Below are 4,635 nucleotides of genomic sequence, written 5' to 3'. Positions count from 1 at the left end.
GCCAGGGTTTGCACAATGCGGGGAGCCTCTTTGAGTTGGTTGAGGGGGAGATAGCGACAGTCGCTGCGTGGATAGGTGATCACTTTATGGGTTTCGTAGAGCGCTTGCGCCACTTGCAGGGTGCGTGAAGCAGCCATTTTCCAGCGTTTGGAGCACTCCTGTTGCAGTGTCGAAAGATCCAGGGGCAGTGGGGCTGGCTCCTTGAGCCGTTTTGTTTCCGCTGAGAGTACTGTGGCGTTTGCTTGAACCACCCGTTGGGCGACCGTTGCGGCCCAAGGTCGATGCAGGCAGCGCCCTTCGCTATCGACCTGCTCTTCCGGGGGTTGCCACTGTGCCCGCAAGGCTCCTTTTTGGCTTTGCAGATCGACCCAGAGCTCATAATAGGGCAGGGGTTGAAACTGCTCAATCTGCCGATCACGCTCCACAACCAGCTTCAAGGTTGGGGTTTGTACGCGACCAACACTCAAAACCCCCTCTTGGCCCCTGTGTCGGCCAAACAAGGTGTAGGCACGGGAGAGGTTGATGCCGACCAGCCAATCGGCGCGAGCTCTGCCGATGCCCGCACGATAGAGGGGCTCTGTGCTGGCGCCGGGGCGCAGCTTCTGCAGGGCTTGGCGAATGCTCTGGGCATCGAGAGCAGAGAGCCAGAGGCGGCTGACAGGACCGCGATAGGCACATTGCTGCAGCAGTTCGCGTCCGATGGTCTCTCCTTCGCGATCGGCATCGGTGGCGATGATCACCTCTGAGCTGCAGCGCAGAAGCTGTTGGATCACCTGAAACTGTTGGCCAACCTCTTGGCGCACCGCCAATTTCCACTCTTCTGGCAAGAGGGGCAGCGTCTCCAGGCGCCAGCTTTTCCACTCTGCATGATACTCTTCTGGCATCACCATTTCCAACAGATGGCCCAAACACCAGGTGACCCGGCACTCTGTGCCCTGCAGATAGCCGTTCATGCGCTGTGTAGCGGCCAATACTTGAGCAATGTCCCGCGCTTGCGAAGGTTTTTCACACAAAAAAAGGCGTTGGCTGGCGAGCGAATGGGCAGAAAAGCGGGCAGGTGATTTTTTCATTGTCAAGGCAGCAGCACTCCTGTTGGAATGGTTATTGCAAATATTGAAGAAACCTGCTAACCAGGCAGTTGAAAGGATAAGGGCAGCGGAGCGGCATGAATAGACTCAGGCAAAAATGGATCGAGATCAAGGAGTGGCTGACAAGCGGGATATTCCCGTGGTTGCACCGTCTGTTCATGTCGGAAGAGGAGGTTGTGCGTTCGCTGTACCAGGAGTGGCAACTGTTAAACCAACAGTTGGTGTTGCATTGGCAACAGGGCAATCAGCAACGCGCTCTGCAGTTGGCTGAAAACGCTGCGCAACTGGCTCTGTCTTTGGGTGCGGTGGGCAGTGCGCCATTGGCCAGCAGCCTGAATAATCTGGGCATGCTCTATCGGTTTCATGGTCGTTTGCTGGAGGCTGCTGCCTGTTACAAACAGGTTTTGCGTTTGTATGCAGAAGGAGCAGAGCTGGCATCTTCGTCCGTGGCCACCACCTTAAACAATCTGGCAACATTGTATTATAGCCGTGCCGAATACAGTCAGGCAGAGAGTTGCTATCTGCAGGCTGTGCAACTGTTGGAAAAAGAGCCTGCCGCAGAGGCTTTGCAGTTGGCTGAGCTGTTGGCTCAGTTGACGGAGTTGTATCGCATTCAGGGTGATTATGCCCGGGCGCAAACGATAGCGGAAAGAGCATTGCAACTGCGCGAGGAGCAGTTGGGGGTCGATCATCCTGATGTTGCAAAAAATTTAAGTGTTTTGGCTGAGTTGTATCGTGTGCAGGGCCAACTGGAGCGCTCAGCCCAGATCCTGCAGCGTGCTTTATCCATTCGGGAGATCCATTTGGGAGTCACCCATCCCGATGTGCTTGCCGGCATGCAGGTTTTGGCAGAGATGTATCGGGTGCAGGGTCAATATGGGCAGGCCGGTGCTTTGCACCAGCGGGCTCTGGAGTTGGCAGAGCAGTCAGTAGGCAGGGAACATGTCGATTTGCTGCCCTCGCTGAGCAGTTTGGTGGCGCTGCACCGTCAACAGGGACACTATACCGAGGCTGCTCAGTTTTGTCGGCGGATGATGACGATTCAGGAGCGCACGCGCAATGTTGGCGATCCTGAGTGGCTTGAGACCTTGGGAGAATTGGCGGAATTATATCGTCTGCAGGGGCAGTATGCCCAGGCAGAACCTTTGTACCAACGGCTTTTGGATCATCGGGAGCGCCGTCTGGGGGCAGGTCATCCTGATGTTGCCACCAGTCTGCACAATCTGGGCACCATCTATTATGCGCAAGGCAAGTATGGTCGGGCCGAACCGATGTTTCGTCGTGCGTTGGAGATGCGTGAGCGCATGTTTGGGCCGGATCATGCCGAGGTGGCGCAGGTGTTGAACAATTTGGCTCTGTTGTGCGACAGCCAAGGACAATATGCGGTTGCCGAACCGATGTATGAACGGGCTTTGGCGATTCGCGAGAAGCTGTATGGCAGCGATCATGTGGATGTTGCCAAAAGTTTGAACAATCTGGCATCGTTTTACAACGCGCGTGGGCAGTATGCCAAGGCTGAACCGCTCTTTTTACGCGGTTTGGCGATTCGCGAAGCGTTGCTGGGCAGTGAGCATCCCGATGTGGCGGGCAGCCTGAACAATTTGGCGTTGTTGTATGGGGCACAAGGTGAACATCAGCGTGCGGAACCGCTTTATGTGCGGGCGTTGGCCATTTTTGAGCGCGCCTATGGGCAGGAGCATCCCAATGTGGCAGCGGCATTGAACAATCTGGCAGAGATCTATCGTATTCAGGGCCATCCAGAGCGCGCCGAACCGTTGTATCAAAGGGCTTTGGCGATTCGGGAAAAGGTGTTTGGTCCGGTGCATGCGACGGTGGCGGGCAGTCTGAACAATTTGGCTTTGCTCTATCGGGCAGCGGGCAGGCTGGAGCGCGCCGAGCCGTTGTATCAGCGGGCTTTGGCCATTTTTGAACAGATCTTTGGTGTGGAGCATCCCAATGTGGCGACCACAGTGACCAATCTGGCCGCCATTCATCATGCACGTGGTCAGTATGCCGAGGCAGAAATATTGGTTGCGCGCGCTTTGGCAATCCGGGAAAAGCTTTTTGGAGCAAACCATCCCAGTGTGCAAACCAGTCACTATCAATTGCAGGAGTTGCGCAAGCTGCAGCAAGCTGCTGTGAATCCCGTCAATAATGGGCAGGCAGAGGCCGCAGGAGGCAACATGCAGGCGAGTGCCGTCAATGTTGCGCATGCAGATGCCACAGATGGCAACCGATGATCGGGACGATACTGGGTTCGGGAACCGGGATTCCTTCCCTGCAGCGCCATGCACCCGCCTATCTTTTAGAGGTGGCGGCAAAAAGGTGGTTGATTGATTGTGGCAGTGGCAGTTTGTTGCAGTTGGAACGGATTGGCAAACCTTTTTCCACCCTGGATGGGTTATGGATCACCCATACCCATGCCGATCATGTAGGGGAGTTGTCGGCCTTGCTGCATGCGCTGCGGATGCCTGGATTGCAGCGCCAGAAGCCTTTTCATCTGTTTGGACCTGCCGGATTTATCGCTTTTTTTCGGCAGATAGTTGTGCCGGTAGTGGCCGTACCGGAAGCCTTTCCTTTTTTTGTCAGTGAGGTCACGGAGCGCCAATCATTGGGGGAGTTGCTGGTGCAGAGCTCTGTTGTCAGCCATTCCGAGCGTTTTGAAAGTCGCAGTTATCGTTTTGATTATGCTGGCAAGAGTATCGTTTTTTCAGGAGATTGTGACTATGATCCCCGTTTGCGGCAGTTGGCGGCGGGAGCAGATCTGCTGATTATTGACTGTTCTACGCTGCATGCAGGCAAGGTCAAAGGCCATTTGTCGGCAAGAGAGGCGGGAAAACTGGCTGCCGAGGCAGAGGTCAAACGCCTGATACTCAGCCATCTCTATCCGATTGATGGCAGAGAGGATGAGCGTATAGAGGAGTGTCAAAGCCAATTTTCTGGTCCCCTGGCTTTGGCCACCGATTTAATGGAGTTTGCTGTATAGGGTTGTTGTTCGCGATCAGGGCAGCACCCGTTTGAACGGTTTAATGGTGATCTGCGCATAGACTCCGGCAGAGAGGTAGGGATCGGCGTTGGCCCACTCTTGACACGCCTCCAGGGAAGCAAAATCGGCGACAATCAGACTGCCGCTATAATTGGCCAGCAACTCACCGTTGTGCATCACAGGGAAGGGACCGGCGAGCAGCAGGCGTCCCTCCGCGTTGAGTTGTTCCAGACGTTGCAGATGGGCCGGACGTACCGCAAGGCGCAAGGGTAAGCTGTCGGGCACATCCTCGCCGATAATGGCAAAATACATGATGGATTCCAGTCTTTATTCTCTACATGCGCACGCGCAGGCGCTCGGTTGTTTTGTTCAGACGCTCGATCAATTTGGTGATGATCTGATCTTTTACCTTTTCGCGAATCTCCGCACTGAGCCGTTTCATCAGATCCTGATCGACCTGCAGGGCCACCACCGAATCATCTATTGCCACCACGCTGGTCTGTCTGGGTTCATTGGTCAGAAAGGCCATCTCGCCAAAAAATTCACCCGTGCCCAGGTTGA

The 4,635-nt window shown here is 55.1% G+C and carries 5 protein-coding genes; 2 read left to right on the top strand and 3 right to left on the bottom strand.

Features of this window, described 5'->3' with window-relative positions; translation table 11 throughout:
- Nucleotides 1–1,070, bottom strand: a 1,070-nt coding sequence (locus EJP87_RS14000) for a DNA topoisomerase (protein WP_265332129.1), incomplete at its 3' end; no start/stop codon positions are given.
- 95 nt (nucleotides 1,071–1,165) lie between these two features.
- On the opposite strand from EJP87_RS14000, the gene EJP87_RS13995 reads away from it, so the two are divergent.
- Both EJP87_RS13995 and EJP87_RS13990 read left to right on the top strand, forming a co-directional pair.
- Nucleotides 1,166–3,328: a tetratricopeptide repeat protein gene (locus tag EJP87_RS13995; protein ID WP_130472484.1), complete on the top strand. Its 2,163-nt coding sequence runs from the start codon at nucleotides 1,166–1,168 to the stop codon at nucleotides 3,326–3,328.
- Complete coding sequence (locus tag EJP87_RS13990; protein WP_130472483.1) at nucleotides 3,325–4,074, top strand: MBL fold metallo-hydrolase; 750 nt, start codon at nucleotides 3,325–3,327, stop codon at nucleotides 4,072–4,074. The genes EJP87_RS13995 and EJP87_RS13990 overlap by 4 nt, the downstream gene beginning before the upstream one ends.
- 15 nt (nucleotides 4,075–4,089) lie before the next feature.
- Here EJP87_RS13990 and EJP87_RS13985 read toward each other — a convergent pair whose 3' ends face one another.
- Nucleotides 4,090–4,386: a YciI family protein gene (locus EJP87_RS13985; RefSeq protein WP_130472482.1), complete on the bottom strand. Its 297-nt coding sequence runs from the start codon at nucleotides 4,384–4,386 to the stop codon at nucleotides 4,090–4,092.
- A gap of 22 nt (nucleotides 4,387–4,408) precedes the next feature.
- Nucleotides 4,409–4,635 (bottom strand): cyclic nucleotide-binding domain-containing protein (locus tag EJP87_RS13980; RefSeq protein WP_130472481.1); only part of this gene is annotated, 227 nt, incomplete at its 5' end.

It is taken from the genome of Candidatus Magnetaquicoccus inordinatus, from assembly GCF_004217665.1.
Taxonomy (GTDB): domain Bacteria; phylum Pseudomonadota; class Magnetococcia; order Magnetococcales; family Magnetaquicoccaceae; genus Magnetaquicoccus; species Magnetaquicoccus inordinatus.
The sequence above is the reverse complement of the archived record's forward strand: the minus strand, read 5'-3'. Positions and strand labels throughout refer to the sequence as shown.